The 18,789-nt window shown below is 73.2% G+C and carries 18 protein-coding genes; 10 read left to right on the top strand and 8 right to left on the bottom strand.

Annotated features, from left to right (window positions below; all coding sequences use genetic code 11):
- Nucleotides 1-9 precede the first annotated feature (9 nt).
- Entirely contained in the window at nucleotides 10-606 is a 597-nt protein-coding gene (locus OG338_RS01405) for a hypothetical protein (protein WP_405940281.1), read from the bottom strand.
- A 195-nt stretch (nucleotides 607-801) separates the two neighbouring features.
- The gene (locus OG338_RS01400; RefSeq protein ID WP_405935566.1) at nucleotides 802-1,281 is read right to left on the bottom strand and encodes a DUF6643 family protein; all 480 of its coding nucleotides are present in this window, start codon (nucleotides 1,279-1,281) and stop codon (nucleotides 802-804) included.
- A gap of 365 nt (nucleotides 1,282-1,646) precedes the next feature.
- On the opposite strand from OG338_RS01400, the gene OG338_RS01395 reads away from it, so the two are divergent.
- Entirely contained in the window at nucleotides 1,647-2,753 is a 1,107-nt protein-coding gene (locus OG338_RS01395) for a DUF5954 family protein (protein WP_405935565.1), read from the top strand.
- A 165-nt stretch (nucleotides 2,754-2,918) separates the two neighbouring features.
- Complete coding sequence (locus OG338_RS01390; RefSeq protein WP_405940280.1) at nucleotides 2,919-4,214, top strand: TerD family protein; 1,296 nt, start codon at nucleotides 2,919-2,921, stop codon at nucleotides 4,212-4,214.
- Between the two features lie 21 nt (nucleotides 4,215-4,235).
- Here OG338_RS01390 and OG338_RS01385 read toward each other — a convergent pair whose 3' ends face one another.
- Nucleotides 4,236-5,408 carry a glycosyltransferase gene (locus tag OG338_RS01385; RefSeq protein WP_405935564.1) on the bottom strand — a complete coding sequence of 391 codons (1,173 nt, stop codon included), beginning with the start codon at nucleotides 5,406-5,408 and terminating at the stop codon, nucleotides 4,236-4,238.
- 58 nt (nucleotides 5,409-5,466) lie between these two features.
- On the opposite strand from OG338_RS01385, the gene OG338_RS01380 reads away from it, so the two are divergent.
- Entirely contained in the window at nucleotides 5,467-6,249 is a 783-nt protein-coding gene (locus OG338_RS01380) for a glutamate racemase (protein WP_405935563.1), read from the top strand.
- A gap of 69 nt (nucleotides 6,250-6,318) precedes the next feature.
- Complete coding sequence (locus OG338_RS01375) at nucleotides 6,319-6,882, top strand: hypothetical protein (protein ID WP_405935562.1); 564 nt, start codon at nucleotides 6,319-6,321, stop codon at nucleotides 6,880-6,882.
- Here OG338_RS01375 and OG338_RS01370 read toward each other — a convergent pair.
- Nucleotides 6,830-7,951, bottom strand: a complete 1,122-nt coding sequence (locus OG338_RS01370) for an O-antigen ligase family protein (protein WP_405935561.1) — start codon at nucleotides 7,949-7,951, stop codon at nucleotides 6,830-6,832. The genes OG338_RS01375 and OG338_RS01370 overlap by 53 nt on opposite strands.
- Nucleotides 7,952-8,145: 194 nt before the next feature.
- On the opposite strand from OG338_RS01370, the gene lnt reads away from it, so the two are divergent.
- On the top strand, nucleotides 8,146-9,741 hold the full coding sequence (gene lnt / locus OG338_RS01365) for an apolipoprotein N-acyltransferase (protein WP_405935560.1): 1,596 nt from the start codon (nucleotides 8,146-8,148) through the stop codon (nucleotides 9,739-9,741).
- 29 nt (nucleotides 9,742-9,770) lie between these two features.
- Nucleotides 9,771-10,253 carry an NUDIX hydrolase gene (locus OG338_RS01360; RefSeq protein WP_405935559.1) on the top strand — a complete coding sequence of 161 codons (483 nt, stop codon included), beginning with the start codon at nucleotides 9,771-9,773 and terminating at the stop codon, nucleotides 10,251-10,253.
- A 57-nt stretch (nucleotides 10,254-10,310) separates the two neighbouring features.
- Here OG338_RS01360 and OG338_RS01355 read toward each other — a convergent pair whose 3' ends face one another.
- Together OG338_RS01355 and OG338_RS01350 are read right to left on the bottom strand one after the other, a co-directional pair.
- Complete coding sequence (locus tag OG338_RS01355) at nucleotides 10,311-11,702, bottom strand: MFS transporter (RefSeq protein ID WP_405935558.1); 1,392 nt, start codon at nucleotides 11,700-11,702, stop codon at nucleotides 10,311-10,313.
- 125 nt (nucleotides 11,703-11,827) lie between these two features.
- On the bottom strand, nucleotides 11,828-12,436 hold the full coding sequence (locus tag OG338_RS01350) for a TetR/AcrR family transcriptional regulator (protein ID WP_405935557.1): 609 nt from the start codon (nucleotides 12,434-12,436) through the stop codon (nucleotides 11,828-11,830).
- 196 nt (nucleotides 12,437-12,632) lie between these two features.
- Here OG338_RS01350 and OG338_RS01345 point away from each other — a divergent pair, with 196 nt between their 5' ends.
- Nucleotides 12,633-14,120 carry a DHA2 family efflux MFS transporter permease subunit gene (locus OG338_RS01345; RefSeq protein ID WP_405935556.1) on the top strand — a complete coding sequence of 496 codons (1,488 nt, stop codon included), beginning with the start codon at nucleotides 12,633-12,635 and terminating at the stop codon, nucleotides 14,118-14,120.
- A gap of 94 nt (nucleotides 14,121-14,214) precedes the next feature.
- On the opposite strand, the gene OG338_RS01340 is transcribed toward OG338_RS01345, so the two are convergent.
- Nucleotides 14,215-15,033, bottom strand: a complete 819-nt coding sequence (locus OG338_RS01340) for a class I SAM-dependent methyltransferase (protein WP_405935555.1) — start codon at nucleotides 15,031-15,033, stop codon at nucleotides 14,215-14,217.
- A gap of 73 nt (nucleotides 15,034-15,106) precedes the next feature.
- Here OG338_RS01340 and OG338_RS01335 point away from each other — a divergent pair, with 73 nt between their 5' ends.
- Nucleotides 15,107-15,700 (top strand): TetR/AcrR family transcriptional regulator, encoded by a 594-nt coding sequence (locus OG338_RS01335; RefSeq protein WP_405935554.1) that lies wholly within the window; start codon nucleotides 15,107-15,109, stop codon nucleotides 15,698-15,700.
- Nucleotides 15,701-15,852: 152 nt separating this feature from the next.
- On the opposite strand, the gene dhbC is transcribed toward OG338_RS01335, so the two are convergent.
- A complete protein-coding gene (gene dhbC / locus OG338_RS01330) occupies nucleotides 15,853-17,049 on the bottom strand; it encodes an isochorismate synthase DhbC (RefSeq protein ID WP_405935553.1) in 1,197 nt (398 codons plus the stop codon).
- 518 nt (nucleotides 17,050-17,567) lie between these two features.
- Between dhbC and OG338_RS01325 the strand changes: the two genes are divergently transcribed.
- Together OG338_RS01325 and OG338_RS01320 are read left to right on the top strand one after the other, a co-directional pair.
- Complete coding sequence (locus tag OG338_RS01325; RefSeq protein WP_405935552.1) at nucleotides 17,568-17,807, top strand: phosphopantetheine-binding protein; 240 nt, start codon at nucleotides 17,568-17,570, stop codon at nucleotides 17,805-17,807.
- Nucleotides 17,804-18,694 (top strand): siderophore-interacting protein, encoded by an 891-nt coding sequence (locus OG338_RS01320; RefSeq protein WP_405935551.1) that lies wholly within the window; start codon nucleotides 17,804-17,806, stop codon nucleotides 18,692-18,694. Before OG338_RS01325 ends, OG338_RS01320 begins: the two co-directional genes overlap by 4 nt.
- Nucleotides 18,695-18,789 lie beyond the last annotated feature (95 nt).

The raw sequence follows: 18,789 nt of genomic DNA, 5'->3' as shown, positions 1-18,789 counted from the left end.
GGACACGCCCTAGCTGCCGGTGCCCGTCCTGCCCCAGTCCGGGCCGACCGCCGCCCAGGCCCGGTCCAGCCGGTCGTACCGCCGCCGGGTCATGCGGCGGAGGATCAGGCGCCGGACGCACTCGATCAGCAGGGCGGACAGCATCGCGGCTCCGAAGCCGGCGAGCGCGGCATGCGTGTGCGCCGTCGGCAGGTCCATCGGCCGGAGCGCCGGGGCCCCTTCGCGGTCGGTCCAGATCCGGACCCGGGCCCCCGGCGAGGCGTTGCGCGAGGCGGTCGTCACCGTCGCCGTGCGGGCCGCGCCGGCCGGGGTGTGCCACCGGGCCACCACCTCGGTCCGCCGCATGGAGCCGCCGGATATCTCGGGATCGGACACATGACGGGCGCCGGCCACCCGCCGCACCACGACGGCCGTGGTGAGATGACGGTCCGCCCGCTGGGCGCGAACCGCCGCCTGGAGCGCCCCGTCCGTCCGGGCCCCGCAGATCCAGCCGACCGCCGGGACCGCCAGCACCAGCATCAGGAACGCGGCCAGGGCCAGCCACGCCTCGCGCCGGTCCGTCGCCCGGCGCAGCGGATTGCGGCGCCAACGCCAGACGCCCGCCATCGCTCGCAAGTCCCCGCACCCCCTTCCGCACCGGTCCCCGCCCGGTGCGGTGCCGTCCACGCGCCGGGGCCGCGCGGAACGGGCGGCCCACCGTGCTCAACGCACGGCCCGCCCGAGCCGGTCACGCGGAACGGCGCACGGACCCGTGTTGCCGGGCACCCCGCCCCGGGCCGTGCGCCGCCTGATCCGAAGGGTCTAGTAGCCCCGGCCGCCCTGGTAGGGCCGGCCGTACGGGTCCTCGTACGGGGACTGGGCCGGGGCGGGACGGGCCGCGGCGGGGCGCATCGACTCGTAGCCCGAGGCCGGCGCCGGGCGCTGCTGCTGCGGCGGGGGCGCCTGGTACATGCCGCGGCCGCCGGCGGGCTGCTGCGGGATGTACGGCGCCGGCGCGTGCTGGAGCTGCGCGTGCTGCATCGGTGTGTAGCCCTGCTGCTGCGCCGGCGGCTGGGGATAGCCGTAGGACTGCTGGGGCTGGGACGGGGCCGCGGGAAGCGCCGGCAGGGCCGACGGGAGCGCCGGCAGATAGCTGCTGCCGGTGTCGTAGGCGGCGGGCACTCGGATCGGTGCGATCTGAGGGGTGCCCCGCTCCGCGACGAGAGAGTCGTAGATCGGGGTGTCGGCAAACGACGGCGCGGCGTAGTAGCCGCCACCGTAGGTGGAGCGGGGGGAGGTCATGACACCTAAGTTAAGCCCACGATGTGCTGATTGGGGAGTCCCAATTTTGTGGTCATCGGATTTACTTTCTCCTTACCTGCCTGACCTGCCGAAACATCGTTGTCATCCCGGGGTCCGTATCGGGGGGAATCCCCCCTTGTTTCACTGCCGATCTTGCACGGTTCGCGCACCTCGCCGATTTCCCGGGCGCAATTCCGGGGAGTGCCCCACCGGGCGGCAATGGGACGCGGAGAGGGCCGGGGCTCGGCCCCGAGCCTTACCGGCTGTCGACCGATCACGGCAACACATCGATCCGGGAAGGCACTTACGGTGGATGATCCGGCGAAAGCCACGTACACGCCGTCCGTTGACGCCAGGATGACGCCATGAAGAAACACGGTGTGCGCCCCGCCGCCCGGCCGGTGCTGGTGAGGATTCCGGTGGAGCCCGTCGAGGCCGCGATCGAGGCCGACGCCTTCGACGCGGCGTCGCGCAACAAACTTGCCGTCCGAGGTCCGCTGTTCGGAGTGGCCGCACAGTCCGAGGCCGACGGACAGCGGTGGAGGGTGATCACCTCCATCACGAACGGCTGCCCCCAGCAGGCCCGGGACGAGTTGCAGTCCAAGCTGTGGTTCCGGGCCAAGGACGAGACGGACACCGAGGCGGAGCGGCGGGCCCTGCTCGGCGCGGTCGCCCGGCTGGAGACCGGGAAGCCGTCCGAGGTCAGCGTCCGCGGCACGCGCTACCGTGTGGTGCGCGCCGAGGAGTACGCGGGCCTGGCCCCCGACGGAGGCATCGAGCTGCCGCGCCCCACCGACCCCGAGCCCGCCCTGCCCGAGTGGGACCGCACCACCGAGAGCGCCCTGGTCGACAACGGGCTGGTGCTGGACCCGGACGCGCCCGTGACGCCCCTCCAGGCGGCGGAGATGCTGACGATGCGCCCCTTCGCGTACAAGGGCGGCCGCTACCCCGCCAACGTCCTGCGCGACTCCGTGCGCGCCGTGGACACCCATCCCGACATCCTGCTCCTGCCGACCTGCTTCCTCGTCGTGGAACGGACCGGCCACGAGCGGTGGGGCGTCGGCGGCGGTCTGCACGCCACCCCGCAGGACGCCCGGCGCGCTCTCGACTTCTCGCTGACCTGGTTCAGGCCCCGGCAGGCGGGCGCCATCGAGGTCACCGCCGGGCCGGACGTGACCGCGCGCAGCGTCGTCGCCGAGGGCACCCACCCCGACCTCGCCGAGATGAAGATCCTGGCCGACGCGGCCGACCGGCTGCGCGCGGGCCGGCTCAACGAGGTCGAGGCGGGTGACACCGTCTGCCGGATCGCCCGCTCACGGCGCCTGCTGCGCTGGGGGCCCGACGGCCCGGAGAGCCAACGCCCGTCCGACGTCACCATGATGGAGCCGATGGCCATGCACCCCCGCCTGGACGCGTACGGCGTCGTCCACAACGGCGAGGAGGGCACCCGGCCGGAGGACACCGACGCCTGATCCGGCGAAGAGGCGGGCGGGCGTCGCGGCCACGGGTCCGGGCGCCCGTACCCGTACCTCGGTGGGTCCCGCGGCGGGACCGGCAGTAGGTTGACCCGGAAAGGTCTCGGAAGCGGACTCGTGATGGGGGCGAGCATGACCATGCAAAAGGGAACCAATGTCCCAGTGGCGGCGCAGGCCGTGCGTGTCGAAACGGGGTGGCACACCGCCCCGGGGACACCCGATGTGGACGCCTCCGCGCTTCTCCTCCTCGCCACGGGCAAGGTGCGCAACGACGGCGACTTCGTCTTCTACAACCAGCCGGCTCACTCCTCCGGCGCGGTGCGCCATGAGGGCAAGCGCAACGCCGGCGGCGCCGCGACCGACACCCTCGCGGTCGACCTCGCACGAGTGGAGCCCGCCATCGACCGCGTGGTGCTGGCCGCCTCGGCCGACGGCGGCACGTTCGGCCGGGTGAGCGGACTGTACGTACGCGTCCTGGACGCCGCGAACGGTGCCGAACTGGCCCGCTTCGACAGCTCCGACGCCACCGTGGAGACGGCCTTCATCCTCGGCGAGCTCTACCGGCGTCAGGGCGCCTGGAAGTTCCGGGCGGTCGGCCAGGGCTACGGCTCCGGGCTCGAAGGGCTCGCCACGGACTTCGGGATCTCCGTGGACGAACCCCAGCAGCCGGCTCCCCGGCCCCAGGCCCCCCGGGTCACCGCCACTCCGCCGCCTCCGCGGTACCCGCAGCCGCAGCAGCCGACGCTCGCGGCGCCGATGCCCTCCCCGATGGCCCCGCCGGTCCCCCCGGCCCCGCCGGCACCGCCCGTCACCCAGCCCGTACGGCTGACCAAGGTGACGCTCACCAAGGAGGCGCCGTCCGTCTCCCTCACCAAGCAGGGCGGTACCTCCGGCGCCATGCGCGTCAACCTCAACTGGGAGGTGCGCAAGCAGTTCAAGGGCTGGGGCAGCAAGCTGGGCCGCGCCGTGGCGAACCACTCGGACCTCGACCTCGACCTCTGCGCCCTGTACGAGCTGACCGACGGCCGCAAGGGAGTCGTCCAGGCCCTGGGGAACGCCTTCGGCGCGCTCCACCAGCCGCCGTTCATGCAGCTCGACGGCGACGACCGCACCGGCGCCGTCGCCACCGGTGAGAACCTGACGATCAATCTCGACCACAAGGCGCAGCTCCGCCGGGTCCTGATCTTCGTCACCATCTACGAGGGCGCCCGCAGCTTCGCCGACCTGCACGCCACCGTCACCCTCCAGCCGCAGCACGGCGCGCCGATCGACTTCTCGCTGGACGAGTGCACGGTCCCGTCGACCGTCTGCGCCCTCGCGCTCATCACCAACACGGGGAACGACCTCACCGTGCAGCGTGAGGCCCGCTATCTGGTGCCGCAGCGCGGGGTCAGCCCGCAGCGCACCATAGACCACGCCTACGGCTGGGGCATGAACTGGACCCCGGGCCGCAAGTGACCCGGTCCGGGCGGTGCTGAGTCACTGATCCGGTGCGGCCTCGGGGCGGGCGTACGTACGCCCCTTCCAGGCCGCACCGCGCCCCCGGTAGTGCTGCACCGCCGAGTCGACGGTCATCAGCAGATACAGCAGCGCGGTGCACGGCAGCAGCGGGGCCAGCCACAGCGACTGCCGGTAGTAGCCCAGCATCGGCATGTACGTCCCCGCCATGACCGCCCAGGCGACGCCCCCGGCCCACGCCGCGACCGCACTCCCGCCGAGCACCCCGGCGACCAGCGCCACCGGCGGCGCGAGATAGACCAGCGCCAGCCCGAGCACCGTGCCGAGCAGCACCAGCGGATTGTGCCGCAGCTGCGCGTACGCGCTCCGCGAGACCATCCGCCACAGATCGGCCAGGCGCGGATACGGCCGCACACTGTCCACCCGGTCCGCGAGCCCCAGCCAGATCCGGCCTCCCGAGCGCCGCACCGCCCGGGCCAGCGACACGTCGTCGATCACCGCCTGCCGGATCGAGTCCGGCACCCCCGCCCGCACCGCCGCGTCCGTCCGCAGCAGCACACAGCCGCCCGCCGCCGCGGCCGTCCGCCCCCGCTTCCGGTTGATCCACCGGAACGGATAGAGCTGCGAGAAGAAGTAGACGAAGGCCGGCACGACCAGCCGCTCCCAGACACTCGCCACCCGCAGCCGCGCCATCTGCGAGACCAGATCGAAGTCGCCCGTCTCCGCCGCCGCCACCAGCTCCCGCAGGCTGTCCGGCTCATGCGCGATATCGGCGTCCGTCAGCAGCAGATACTCCGGCTCCCGGGCCCGGGCCAGCGCGATCCCATGGCGTACGGCCCAGAGCTTGCCCGTCCAGCCCGGCTCGGGCTCGCCCGGCGACACCACGGTCACCGGCGGGCCCCCGTACCGCACGGACAGGGCGCGGGCGACATCGCCCGTGCCGTCCTTGCTGGAGTCGTCCACGAGGAAGATCTCGGCGCTCCCCGGATAGTCCTGCGCCAGCAGCGACGGCAGGCTCACCGGCAGCATCGCGGCCTCGTCGCGCGCCGGCACGACCACGGCGACCGAGGGCCAGCGCTCCGGGGCCGCCCGGCTCGGCAGCCGCTGATCGGTGCGCCAGAAGAACCCCTGGCCCAGCAGCAGCCACCCCCATGCGACAAGCGAACCCACGGCGATCCAGGCAACGGCGCTCATTGGCGGAAGTCTGCACCACTCAGCGGGGACCGCAAGGGCGGTCGACTATGGTGACCGGGTGAAGATCGCGCTCATGGACTCCGGAATCGGACTGCTCGCCGCCGCCGCCGCAGTACGCCGGCTGAGGCCGGACGCCGATCTGGTCCTCTCGTCCGACCCGGACAACATGCCCTGGGGCCGCGCCCCCGAGGGGGTGCGGGCCCGCGCGCTCGCGGTGGCCCGGGCCGCCGCCGCGCACCGGCCCGACGCGCTGATCGTCGCCTGCAACACAGCCTCCGTGCACGCGCTGGAACTGCTGCGGGCCGAGCTCGAACCGGGCCTGCCCGTCATCGGCACCGTCCCCGCCGTCAAGCCCGCCGCGGCGGCCGGCGGCTCCGTCGCGATCTGGGCGACCCCGGCCACCACCGGCAGCCCGTACCAGCGCGGACTGATCGGCGCGTTCGCCGGGACCGCCGCCGTCACCGAGGTGCCCTGCCCCGGCCTCGCCGACGCCGTGCAGTACGCGGACGAGGACGCCATCGGGAAGGCGATCGGCGCCGCCGCCGCGCTCACCCCGCCCGACGTCCGGGCCGTGGTCCTCGGCTGCACCCACTACGAGCTCGTCGCCGAGCGCATCCGCGAGGCCGTCGGCGGCCCGGCCGGGCGTCACATCGTCCTGCACGGGTCGGCCCGGGCCGTCGCCGCCCAGGCGCTGCGCCGGATCGGTGCCGAACCCGCTCCGTCGGCCGAACCCTCCTCGTCCATCGCGGTCATCCTCAGCGGACGCGTCTCGGAGCTGCCGCCGGCCGCCCTGGCCTACCCGGAAGGGCGCGGACTGGCCGCCGTCGGCTCCGTCCGCTGACCTCCCGACGGCCCGGCCGGAGCCTCCGGAGCCCTTCCCGGACGTCCGTTCTTCAGTACGCTGCTCGGCATGAGGGAGCACCCCGGAGAACCGAAGCGCACCGGAACCGGCAGCCACTCGCAGGTCTGGGTCGGCCGGGCCACCAACCGCACCCAGTGGGTCCTCGCGGCCCTGGGCGCCGCCTGTCTGGCCCTGGGCATCCAGCTCGCCGTCAGCTCCGACTGGGCCTCCGGCATCGCCCCGCTGCTGATGTCGGTGATCGGCTGTGTGGCCGCCGGTCTGCTCATGCTGTTCGGCACCCTCGCCTTCGTGAACGTCGCCGTCCGCGTCGACGGCGACGCCCTGGAGGTCCGCTGCGGCCACATGGGCCTCCCGCGCCGCCGCATCCTGCTCACCCATGTGGTGGCCGCCGACTTCGCGCCCCAGGTGAACCCCCGGCAGTGGGGCGGCTGGGGCTACCGATGGCGCCCCGAGAAGGGCACGGCCGTGGTGGTGCGCCGGGGCGAGGGCCTGGTACTGCGGCTCGGCGACGGACGCACGTTCACCATCACGGTGGACGACGCCGAGGCGGGCGTACGGTTCATCCGGGCCCGGCTGCACCTGCCGTCCTCGGGCTTCCCGGCCGGGGCCTGACCCCGCCCTCGTCCCCCTCGCCGGCCTCCGCCCCGTCCGGCCCGCCGGGCTCGCCCGCGCCGATCGGCCGCCGGGCCGACGCCAGCCCGGCCAGCAGCCCCGCGCCCGCCGTCACCGGGGTGAAGCTCAGCGCGTTGCCCACGCTCGCCAGCACGGCCAGTGCCGTGAGCGTGGCCCCCGCCGCCAGGACCACCGCCGTGGACCGGGGAGAGCGCCACAGCGCGTACAGCAGCCAGCCGAACGCGGCGCCCAGCAGCACCACCCCCACGACCCCCTGCTCGGCGGCCTGCTGCCACGGCGCCGAGTGCGGTTTCCCGTCCGAACCGAGGCTCTGCTGTGCGGTCGGGCTCAGTTCGGCGAACCGGCCGGGCCCGGTCCCGAGCACCGGATGCTCCTCCGCCAGCCGGGCCGCGTCCTGCCACAGCTCGACCCGGTTCCGGGTGAGCTGACCCTCCAGCGAGACCGTGAGCCCCTCGGGCAGCACCTCCTCGGCCATGGCCCACGAGGTGCCGACGACCAGCCCGGCCACCAGTGCGAGACCGCCGAGCCCGAGCAGTCGGCGCCGCGTCCGGGCGGCGGCCAGCGCACACACCAGCACCCCGAGCGCCGCCGCGAACCCGGCCACCGAGCCCAGCGCGAACGAGGCGCCCGCGGTGCCCAGCGCCAGCAGCCGCAATACCGTACGCGACCCGCGCCGCCCGGTCCCGGCCGCCGCGCAGCAGGCCGCCCCGGCGGCGAGGACCAGCAGCGCGGCGGCGCCCCCGGTCTGCCCCGGCGCCTGGTCCGCGGTGGCCGTCGCACCGGGCATGCCGTGCCGCCAGACGAGGGCCAGGAGCAGGGCCGCCAGCGCGGCGCCCGCGGCGGTCCCCACCGGCAGCAGCGTGCCGCAGATGCGCCCGCAGGCGAAGCCCGCCGCGACGGCGAGCAGAGCGAGCAGCACCCCTTCCGGCCGGGTCTCCCGCCCCGCCGCGCTGATCAGCGACCAGACCGCGCAAGCGGCGAGGATCAGCGCGCCGACGGCGTCGGAGGTGTTCCCCCGCTCGGGCCCCCGCCCCACTGATTCAGCCATCACGTCCGTCCCCCGGCCTGTGACCGTCCCGTACGCGAGGGCCGGAGCCGGCCCGTCGGCGGGGGACTGGCGCACAGGTTAACGGCCCCATCCGCTCGATGGGCGGAAGATACGGAGAAATGATGCGGTGGCCGGGATTCCGCCATCGGGACAGGGCTCCCGCGTGGCCCGGCCGTCACCGTAGACTCCGCCGGGTGAGCACCACCATCGCCCAGGTCGGCGAACCGCAGAGCCCCGCCCCCGCCTCTCGCACCGGCGGGCTGCCGAAGCGCCTCGTGCGGCCCGGGGCCGCCGTCCTCTCCGGCGCGATGCTGTACCTCAGCTTCCCGCCCCGTCCCCTGTGGTGGCTGGTTCTGCCCGGCTTCGCCCTGCTCGGCTGGGTGCTGTTCGAGCGCCGGGCCCGCGCCGCCTTCGGACTCGGGCTGCTCGCCGGGCTCGGCTTCATGCTGCCGCTGCTGCACTGGACCGGCGAGGAGGTCGGCCCGGTGCCGTGGCTGGCCCTCGCCGCCGCCGAGGCGCTGTTCGTCGCGGTCGGCTGCATCGGCATCTCCGCCGTCTCCCGGCTCCCCGGCGGACCGCTGTGGGCGGCCGCGGTCTGGACACTGGACGAGGCGGTCCGCGCCCGGGTGCCGTTCGGCGGCTTCCCCTGGGGCAAGATCGCCTTCGGCCAGGCGGACAGCGTCTTCCTGCCGCTCGCCGCGCTCGGCGGCACCCCGCTGCTCTCCTTCGCCGTGGTGCTCTGCGGCTTCGGCCTCTTCGAGGCGGTGCGCCGCTTCACCCACTACCGCTCCGCCGGTGAGCTCCGCCGGGGAGCGGCCGCCGTGGCCGCCGCGGCCGTCCTCGTCCCCGTGGCGGCGGCCTTCGCGTCACTGCCGCTCGTGGACGACTCCGCCGAGGACGGCACCGCGACCGTCGCCGCGATCCAGGGCAACGTCCCCCGCCTCGGCCTCGACTTCAACGCCCAGCGCCGCGCGGTCCTGGACAACCACGCCAAGCGTACGGAGCAGCTGGCCCGGGACGTGAAGGCCGGCAAGGTCCCGCAGCCGGACTTCGTCCTGTGGCCGGAGAACTCCTCCGACCTCGACCCGTACCGCAACGCGGACGCGCGGATCGTCATCGACGACGCCGTGAAGGCGATCGGAGTCCCGACCGTCGTCGGCACGGTGGTCGAAACCGATGCGGGCGCCCTGCGCAACACCCTCATCCAGTGGGACCCGGACAAGGGCCCCCTGGCCACGTACGACAAGCGGCGCATCCAGCCGTTCGGCGAGTACATCCCGATGCGCTCCTTCGCGCGTCTGTTCAGCTCGGACGTCGACCGGGTGAGGCAGGACTTCAGCCCCGGCAAGAAGGTCGGCGTCTTCGACCTCGCGGGCACCTACACCGGTCTTGTCACCTGCTACGAGGCCGCGTTCGACGGAGCCGTACGCGACACGGTCGAGCACGGCGCCCAGCTGATCGCCGTCCCCAGCAACAACGCCACCTTCGGCCGCAGCGAGATGACCTACCAGCAGCTCGCGATGTCCCGGGTGCGCGCCGTCGAGCACAGCCGGGCCGTCGTCGTCCCCGTCACCAGCGGGGTCAGCGCCATCATCCGCCCGGACGGCACGGTGGCCGAGAAGACGAAGATGTTCACCCCGGACGCCCTGGTGGACGAGGTGCCGCTGCGCTCCTCGCTCACCCCCGCGACCCGGATGGGACCGCTGCCCGAGGGCATTCTGGTCCTGCTCGCGCTCGGCGCGCTCGGCTGGGCGGGCGCCCGGGCGGTGCGCGCACGACGGGCCGGCTGAACGAATGGCGTGCCGCGTAGGGTCGGCATATGGCCATTCCTGACTTCATCCGCGAGATCCGTGCCACCGCCGGGCAGCAGCTGCTTCTGCTGCCCGGTGTCACCGCCGTCGTCTTCGACGACGAGGGCAGAGTGCTCCTCGGCCGGCGCGCCGACACCGGCGAGTGGTCCGTGATCGGCGGCATCTCCGAGCCGGGCGAACAGCCCGCGACGACGGCGGAGCGCGAGGTGTACGAGGAGACGGCCGTGCGCTGCGTGGCGGAGCGGGTCGTCCTCACCCAGGCGCTGCCGCCCGTCCAGTACGAGAACGGCGACCGCTGCCAGTTCCTCGACGTCACCTTCCGCTGCCGCGCCACCGGCGGTACCGCCCGGGTCAACGACGACGAGTCGCTGGACGTGGGCTGGTTCCCGGTGGACGCGCTGCCCGACCTGGCCGAGTTCGCGCTGCTGCGGATCAAGCAGGCGCTGACCGACGGGCCCACCTGGTTCGAGGCCACCGCGCCGCAGGAGTAGGCACGACGAGGGAGCCGGGCGGACGGCCCGGCTCCCTCGCGTTTCCCGGACCCCGGATCAGACGGTGCGCGCGGCGTCCCGGGGCGCCTCGGCCTCCGGCCCCGACGCGGACCCGGCCTCCGGTCCGACCTCGGCGAGGTCCCGGTGCCGGGTCTCCTTCGCGCAGAGCAGGGCCAGCACCGTGAGGAGCGCGGCGGCTATCACGTACAGGGCGATGGGCGTCGAGCTGTCGTAGTCGGCGAGCAGGGCCGTGGCGATGAGCGGTGCGGGCGCGCCCGCCGCGACGGACGAGAACTGCGCGCCGATCGACGCGCCCGAGTAGCGCATCCGGGTCGCGAACAGCTCCGAGAAGAACGCCGCCTGCGGCGCGTACATCGCCCCGTGGAAGAACAGCCCGACCGTGACGGCCAGCAGCAGGTTCCCGAAGCTCCGGGTGTCGATCAGCGCGAAGAACGGGAACATCCACAGGCCCACGCCGACCGCGCCCACCAGATAGACGGGCTTGCGCCCCACCCGGTCGGAGAGCGCGCCCCACAGCGGGATCACGGCGAAGTGGAAGGCCGACGCGATGAGCACGGCGTTGAGCGCCGTCTGCTTGCTCAGGTCCGCCGCGGTCGTCGCGTAGACGAGGATGAACGCGGTGATCACGTAGTAGCTGATGTTCTCCGCCATCCGCGCGCCCATGGCGACCAGCACATCGCGCCAGTGGTGCCGCAGCACCGCCACGACCGGCATCTTCTCGGCGGCCCCCGAAGCGGCCTTCCGCTCGTCGGCGCGGGCCAGGGCCTCCTTGAACAGAGGCGATTCATCGACAGAGAGACGAATCCACAGACCGATGATCACGAGCACCCCGGACAGCAGGAACGGAATGCGCCACCCCCACGACTCGAACGCCGCGTCCGAGGTCAGCGCGGTGAGCGCGGACAGCACCCCGGTCGCCAGCAACTGACCGGCCGGCGCCCCGGTCTGCGGCCACGACGCCCAGAACCCGCGCCGCTCCGCGTCCCCGTGCTCCGACACCAGCAGCACGGCCCCGCCCCACTCACCGCCGAGCGCGAACCCCTGCACCAGCCGGAGCAGGGTGAGCAGCACGGGCGCGGCCACGCCGACGGTCGCATGCGTCGGCAGCAGCCCGATCGCGAAGGTCGCCCCGCCCATCATCAACAGGCTCAGCACCAGCAGCTTCTTGCGCCCGAGCCGGTCCCCGTAATGCCCGAACACCATCGCCCCGATGGGCCGTGCCGCGAAGCCGACCGCGTACGTCAGGAAGGACAGCAGCGTGCCGACGAGCGGTTCGGAGTCCGGAAAGAACAGCTTGTTGAAGACCAGCGCGGCCGCCGACCCGTACAGGAAGAAGTCGTACCACTCGATGGTCGTGCCGATGAGACTGGCGGCGACGATGCGCCGCAGGTGCGAGGGCGGTGGAGGAGCGGACACTGCGTCGGCCATGGGTACCACTTCCGGACGGTCGGGGGACGGGAACGTGTCGCCACACCGTAGGAAGGGGCAGGTCAGGGGCGTATGTGGCGGGACACCACAGTTCTTGGCGGGGGTGTGCGCGGGGGCACCATGTCTCAGAACCCCGCCGGCGAAGGGCTGTTCACCAGGTGCTCGTCGGCCGGGTGTGGTGTGCCCGCGCCGTGTATGAAGACCGAGGTGACGGCGGCGGCTGCCGGTTCCACGCCCAGTTTGGCGTGCAGGGCCTGGCTCAGGGCGCCCTGGAGAAGTGCGCTGTAGAGGTCGAGGAGGGTGTCGGGGCCGAGGTCCGTACGCCAGGTGCCGTCGGCCGAGCCGCGGATGAACAGGGCGGTGAGGGGTGCCATGAGCTGGCGGGCGGTCTCGTCGGGGACAGCGGGCTTGCCGTGTATGTGCATCAGGGCCTGGTACTTGGCGGCCTGGCCCATCGCGATCCGGCTCACCCGCGCCACGCCCTCGGGCACGGCGACGTGGTCCAGGCCGGCGTCCGCCAGTTTGCCGATGAGTTCGGCGCACGCTTCCTGGGACAGGGCGTCCAGCAGGGTCTCGCGGCTGGGGAAGTGGCGGTACAGAGTGGTGCGGCCCACGCCTGCGGCCGCCGCGACCTCCGCCATGCTGATGCTCTCGCCGCGCCGGGCGAGGAGCATCGCCGCGGCGTCGAGGATCGCGACCGCAGCGCGATCACGCAGGTGCACGTTTCTTGTCATCAATCAAAACGATACTGGCCCACCGGCGCTGGTACATTCATGTTCCACAACGGATCGCATGAATCCCGCCCGGTGAGTCGTCCGTCGTGGACCGTGCCCCGGTGGAGCGCGCCGTTGCCACCAGCCGGAGGCCGCGGGGGGTGGACAGATCGAGCGGGGCCCCGGGCGGCCCCGCAGTTTCTCCGAAAGGTGAGTCATGACCACGTCGCAAAAAATCGAGTCGAGCCCTCCCGGGGGAGGGGGCGCCTCTGGCGACAAGCTGGACAGCAAGGTCCTCCTCGTAGCCGGCGTGGTCGTGCTCGGCGGGATCATGTCGATCCTGGACATCACCGTGGTCTCCGTCGGACTGCAGACGTTCCAGAAGGAGTTCCAGGCGACCTCGGCCCAGGTCGCCTGGACGATGACCGGCTACACGCTGGCCCTGGCGAGCGTCATCCCGCTCACCGGCTGGGCCGCCGACAGGTTCGGGACAAAACGTCTCTATCTGCTCGCGGTCGCGTTGTTCGCGGCCGGATCGGCGCTGTGCGCCGCGGCCAACTCCCTGGAGATGCTGGTCGCGTTCCGCGTGATCCAGGGCCTGGGCGGCGGCATGCTGATGCCGCTCGGCATGACGATCCTGACGCGTGCGGCCGGCCCCGAGCGGGTCGGCCGGGTGATGGCCGTGCTCGGCATTCCCATGCTCCTCGGCCCCATCTTCGGCCCCATTCTGGGCGGTTGGCTGATCGACATCGCCTCCTGGCACTGGATCTTCCTGATCAACCTGCCGATCGGTGCGATCGCGCTCGTGTACGCGGTGGTGGTGCTGCCCAAGGACAACGTGGAGCCGTCCGAGACGTTCGACTGGGTGGGCGTGCTGCTGCTCTCGCCCGGCCTCGCGTCCTTCCTGTACGGCGTCTCCTCCATCCCGGAGACCGGCACCGTCTGGGCCGCCAAGGTGCTCATACCCGCGATCATCGGTCTGGCACTCGTCGCCGCGTTCGTACCGTGGGCGCTGCGGCCCGCCAACATCCACCCGCTCATCGATCTGCGGCTCTTCCAGAACCGTGACCTGAGCGTCTCCGTGATCGCCATGTCGCTGTTCGCCATGGCGTTCTTCGGCGCCAGCCTGCTGTTCCCGCTCTACTTCCAGCAGGTGCGCGGGGAGTCGGCGCTCGACTCGGGCGTGCTGCTCGCCCCGCAGGGCATCGGCGCGATGATCACCATGCCGATCGCCGGCATGCTCGCCGACCGCATCGGCCCCGGCAAGATCGTGATCACCGGCATCGTGGTCATCACCGCCGGCATGGGCATGTTCACGCAGCTCACCGCCGACACGTCCTACGCGTACATCATCACCGCGCTCTTCATCATGGGCCTCGGCATGGGCGCCTCCATGATGCCGATCATGGCGTCGGCCCTGGCCACGCTGCGGGAGCACACGGTCGCCCGTGGCTCGACCCTGATGAACATCGTCCAGCAGGTCGCCGCCTCGATCGGCACCGCCCTGTTCTCGGTGCTTCTCACCAACGGCCTGAAGGACATCACCGCGAGGACGCCGGACGGCATCAAGGACCAGATGGGCGACGCGTTCGCCTCGGTCTTCCTGGTGGCGGCCGTCCTCATCGCGGTCTGCCTCGTCCCCGCCCTGCTGCTGCCCCGCAGGAAGATCAAGGCGGCGGACCCGACCGCGATGGTCGGCCACTGAGCACACGGCACTGCCCGGCGGACGCCGCCGGGCCGGAACGGCCTCGCGCCGCCTCCGGCCCGGCGGCGTTCTCGTGTGCACCGGACAACACCCTTCAGGGCGCTTCGTCGCGTACGGCGGTCGTCGCCAGCGTCACGTACTGCATGGTGAAGCCGCCGCCGAGCGCGTCGATGGCCTCGCCCACCGCCGTCAGGATCTCCGTCAGCCGCTCGGGGCCCAGCCGGGTGAGGCCGCCCGTAGTCGGGAGCAGGTTGAGCCACTGGTCCCGGGTGTAGGGGCGCTCCCAGTCGAACCGCCACTGCTCCGGTTCGTGGAAGTGCCCGGTCGCGCGGATCTGTTCGGCGGTCTGCGCATACCCCGCCCGGTACGCGTCCAGCGGGCGCCGGGCCGGTCCGCCGCTGAACGGTGAGTCCGGCGCCACCCGGCGGAAGGCCGCCGCGAACGGCTCCGCCACCTCGGCGGGCGGCTCGAAGACATGCCCGAAGACCGCCAGGCGCCCGCCCGGCCGCAGTACCCGGGCCGCCTTCGCGGCGCCCACCGCAGGGTCCACCCAGTGCCACGACTGGGCGGCGGTCACCGCGTCGAACAGCCGGTCCGCCGGGTCCCACGCCTCGAAGGTCGCCACCTCGACCCCGACGCCGTGCGCGCGTGCCAGGTCCGCCATGCGGACATCCGGTTCGACCCCGAGCACCGCGCAGCCGGCCGCCCGGAACTGGCGGGCCGCGATTCCGGTACCGCAGCCGACGTCGAGCAGGCCGGGCCCGGGGCTCCCGGCGACGATCCGGGCCACCAGAGCGTCGGGGTAGGCGGGGCGGGCCTCGTCGTAGCGCCGTGCGTCCGTGCCGAAGGACTCGGCGGTCCGCCGGGCGTGATGGGGCTGGGGACCGGGCTGCTCGCGCGATAGAGTGGGCATGCGTTCACTTTAGTGGGCAAGCGCCCACACGCCAAGGTGTGGCAGGGACGTGGACGACGTGAGGAGTGGGTACGTGCCGACCGGAGTGCACCTTCGCGACGCCCGGCAGCAGCTGTTCGACGCCGCCGAACGCGTTCTGCTGCGGGACGGCGCGGGCGGGCTGACCAGCAGGGCCGTCACCGACGAGGCGGGCTGCGCCAAGGGCGTCCTGCACCGGCACTTCGCCGACTTCGACGCCTTCCTCGCCGAGCTGGTGCTCGACCGGGCCGCCGGACTCGACGCGCGGGCGCGGACGCTGGGCGGGAGTGCCGGCACCGGGACCGTGGCCGGCAATCTCACCGACGCGCTGACCGGCCTCTTCGGGCCGGTGCCGGTGGCGATCATCCCCCTGATCACCTTCCGGGACGAGCTGCGGGCCCGCCTGCGCGAGGCGACGCCCGGGGGCGGCATCGCGGTGCTCGCCCAGATCACGACCGCCGTCTCCGGCTACCTCACCGAGGAACGCGCGCTGGGCCGGGTGTCTGCCGGTGCCGACATCGACTCGCTCACCCTCTCCCTGGTCGGGGGCGGGCACCTGCTCTTCGCGGACCGCGACCCCGGGCCGCCGGACGCGGCGGCGGTCGGCAAGCTGGTGACCTCGGTGCTCGCGGACGTCGTACGGCGCTGAGGCGCGGGCGTTCGGTGCGGGACGCCGGAACTCCGGCCGGCGTCATCACCGCGCCCTGGCCCGCGAAGCCGCGGCCGAAGCCGGGCCGGGGCCCGCCGGATCGCCTCCGGTTCGGTGGCCACCGGCCGGGCCCGACCGCGTAACGCGGTGGCTCAGAGTTCGGCGCCCACCGCGCTCAGGAAGGTGCGGAACTTCGCGGCCGTTTCGGCGGTCTCCGCCTCGGGTTCGGACGCCGCGACGACGCCCGCGCCGGCGTAGAGGCGCAGCGTGCGTTCCTCCGCCTCGGCGCAGCGGATGGTGACGACCCATTCCCCGTCGCCGCTCTCGTCGCCCCAGCCGACCATGCCCGTGAAGTAGCCCCGGTCGAACGGCTCGGTCTCCTTCAGCACCTGGCGGGCCGTCGCCGTCGGCGTACCGCACACCGCCGGGGTCGGGTGCAGGGCGCAGGCCAGGGTGAGCGCGGAGGTGTCCGGGTCGCCGAGCGTGCCCGTGACCGTGGTGGACAGGTGCCACATGGTGGCGGTGCGGATCAGCGTCGGCCGGGGCGGCACGGTCATCGCCGAGCAGTACGGGGCGAGCGCCTGGTGCACGGCGTCCACGACGACGGCGTGCTCGTGGAGGTCCTTCGCGGACTCCAGGAGCGCGGCCGCCCGGCGGACGTCCTCGGCGAGATCGTCGCTGCGCGGGGCGGAGCCGGCGAGCGGGTTGGCGACCAGCCGGCGGCCCTGGCGGGAGACCAGGAGTTCGGGGCTGGCGCCGATCAGGGTGCGGCCGGGGCCGGTGGGGAGCGCGAAGGTGTAGCCGGACGGGTCGCGGCGGGCCAGGCGCTGGAGCATGGCGGGCACGTCCAGCGGCGCGGGCGAGGTGAGTTCGAGGGTGCGCGCGAGGACGACCTTGCTGAACTCGCCGCGCCACATCCGCTCCACGGCCGAGGCCACGCCCTTCGCGTACACCTCCGGCTCCGGGACCGGCCGGATTTTCCAGCCGGGGGAGTCCACCCCCGGCGACGGCAGGGCGATGAGGGGGTCGGAGGTGAGCGGCGGCGCGGTGCGCAGCACGGTGGGCACGCTCAGGGCGGCCGGCTCCGTGTGGTCGAACGGGATCGCGCCCATCACCACCGGTGCTTGCTGTCCGGCGTCGGCGGCCGCCGCCAGGGTGTCCGCCACGCGCCGGTCCACCGGCTGCGCGCCGTGCGGCACTTGGAGCGCGGCGCCCCGGGCCAGCAGGGTGCGCCTGGGGGTGGCGAGGAAGCGGGCGCCGGGCGCGTAGGCGTCCAGCAGAGAGGTGGCCGCCCCGGTGGCCGGATGGGCCGTGGGTATGGGCGTGGCGACTCGGGATGCCGTCGACACGGGGACTCCGTTCTCGATGGCCCCGTGGGCGGGGCCAGGGATGAGGATGCGCTGAGGAGCTGCGCCGGGTTCGGCGCGGCGGCACGCCTGCGGCGGGTCTTCACCCGGAGCAGCACCTACGGTAGGTTAGGTGAGGGTAACCTAAGTTTAGGTGTTCGCGCAGGAGGGCGGCGCGGGTCGGGTCATGGATCCGCCGCCTGAACTGCGTTTCTCGGTAGCTCGGTTGATGAGGTGGGGGCTTGTGTCGCGGATGTCGATGTTAGGTTAGCCTTGCCTCGGCCTGAGGGGGGACTGTGGCCGATTCCATCCATCTGCGCCGCGGGCCGCCGTGCCCGCCGGCGGGCCGCGCCGTGCCCTGACGCCTGTCCGGTGGATCAGGGCCGGACAGGCCCCGGCGCGCCCCGTGAACGGCCCCGCCCCGGGCGCGTGTTCACGCGTGCGCCGGCGCGCCCGCCCCCGTAAGCACCGTCACTCCCGCTCCGACCCGCCGTCGGCGCTCACCCACTGAGGAGAATCCGATGAGTCAGACCTTGTCGCCCGACCGTGTCAGGGCCGACATCGCCGAACTGCTGGGCTGCGAGCCCGGTGAGATCGCGCCCGACGAGAACCTGGTCGACCTCGGTCTGGACTCGATGCGGATCATGACCCTGGTGGAGCGCTGGCGCGCGGCGGGGGCGACCACGCTGGAGTTCCCCGACCTCTTCGAGCTGCCCGAACTCGGCCACTGGCAGACGCTGCTGGCGGGTGAGTCCGCATGACCCGCACCGACCACCGCGAACGCCATCTGGACCGGATCGCCGAGGTGCGCGCCGGGCTGCACGCCGAGAAGGTCGGCTACCCGATCGGCATCCGCGAGGCCGAGGTCGTCCGTACGGTCAACGTCGGCGCGGGTCTCCTGCGCGTGACGCTGGGCGGACCCGGCACCGAGGGGTTCGAGGCCCACTCGCCCGACGAGCACGTCAAGCTGATCTTCCGGGAGGCTGACGGCACCCTGCGTCTCCCGGAGCGCAACGGCGCGATGCTGCGCTGGCCGAGGCCCCTGCCCACCTCCCGCGAGTACACCGTGCGGCGCTACGACTCGCTCACGGGTGAACTCGACATCGACATCGCCGTCCACGAGGGCGGGCTCGCCTCCGACTGGGCCGGCAAGGCGCAGCCCGGCGACACCATCCACATCGCCGGGCCGCCCGGCGGGCTCATCGTCCCGCACAGCTACGACCGCTATCTGCTCGTCGGCGACCTCACCGCGCTGCCCGCCGTCGCGCGGTGGCTGGAGGAGCTGCCGAGGACCGCCAGGGGCTGGGCGTTCGTCGAAGTCGCCGACGCCACCGAGGAGATCGAGCTCGCCGCGCCCGAGGGCGTCGAGGTGCGCTGGCTGCACCGCGACGGCGCGCCCGCCGGCTCCGGTGACGCGCTGACCCGGGCCGCGATGTCCGTCACCGTGCCCGAGGGTGAGCGGGCGTACGTTTGGGTGGCCGGTGAGGCCGGGCAGATCAAACCGCTGCGCCGCTGGGTCCGGGACGAACTGCGCCTGGACAAGGCCGACTACGACATCACCGGCTACTGGAAGCGCGGCGTCGCGGACTTCGACGAGGACCACGAGCACGGCCACGACCACAGCCGTGGTCACGACCACGACCACTGATCCATCGCAGGAACGGGTGGCGCACAACCCGCGAGTTGTCCCCCCGAAAGGCCATCAAGTAAGGTGAGCCTTACCTAAGTAGCAAGGAGCTCGGA

Origin of the sequence: Streptomyces sp. NBC_00726 (genome assembly GCF_045161735.1) — a bacterium.
Classification (GTDB): Bacteria; Actinomycetota; Actinomycetes; order Streptomycetales; family Streptomycetaceae; genus Streptomyces.
This window is presented reverse-complemented; position numbering and strand designations above follow the sequence as displayed.